The sequence below is a fragment of the Klebsiella grimontii genome (assembly GCF_900200035.1).
GTDB classification, from domain to species: domain Bacteria; phylum Pseudomonadota; class Gammaproteobacteria; order Enterobacterales; family Enterobacteriaceae; genus Klebsiella; species Klebsiella grimontii.
In genome coordinates this window covers 1-697 of sequence record NZ_FZTC01000048.1, presented here as the reverse complement: position 1 = coordinate 697, position 697 = coordinate 1, and the positions used below count along the sequence as shown (strand labels likewise).

The following is a 697-nucleotide window of genomic DNA, read 5'->3' as shown; positions in this document are numbered from 1 at the left end:
TTGATGGGGTCGTCTCAGAAAACGGAAAATAAAGCACGCTAAGCGTGCGTGGAGGCTGGCACCCAGCGGTACAGCGTCGGAATGGACACGCCGAGGTTCTTGGCCACGTCCTTGGGCGGCACCCCGCTGGCCAGCAGCTTCTTGGCCGACTCGATCTTGCTGTCGGTCATCTTCGGCTTGCGGCCGCCTTTGCGGCCGAGCTGCTTGGCGACTTCCAGCCCGGCGCGGGTGCGCTCGACGGTCAGCTCGCGCTCCATTTCGGCAAGGCTCGCCATGACGTGGAAGAAGAACCGCCCGGATGGTGTGCCGGTGTCGATGGAGTCGGTGAGGCTCCTGAACTGGACACCGTGCTTGTGCAGCTCGCCGACCAGATCGACCAGTTGCTTGACCGACCGGCCCAGCCGGTCGAGCTTCCAGACGACCAAAGTATCGCCTTCGCGCAGCATTTCGAGCGTCTTGGCCAAGCCAGGCCGGTCTGCCCGCGTGCCACTCACCTTGTCCTCGAAGACCTTTTTACATCCGGCCTTGCTCAAGGCTTCGCGTTGCAGCTCCAGGTTCTGATCCTGCGTCGAGACGCGCGCATAGCCAATCAACATGGCTTGTCTCGCGCCCGGTCGATGCGTTCCTGCATCGCCTGCATCACTTCTTCGTGGGTGTACGATCTGGCGTTGGCGTCGGTGGCTTGCCGCAGGGCTTC

General features: G+C 62.8%; 1 protein-coding gene. It reads right to left on the bottom strand.

Going from position 1 to position 697, the window contains the following annotated elements:
- Positions 1-38: 38 nt before the first annotated feature.
- Positions 39-596 (bottom strand): recombinase family protein, encoded by a 558-nt coding sequence (locus tag KOSB73_RS28165; RefSeq protein WP_004118524.1) that lies wholly within the window; start codon positions 594-596, stop codon positions 39-41.
- Positions 597-697 lie beyond the last annotated feature (101 nt).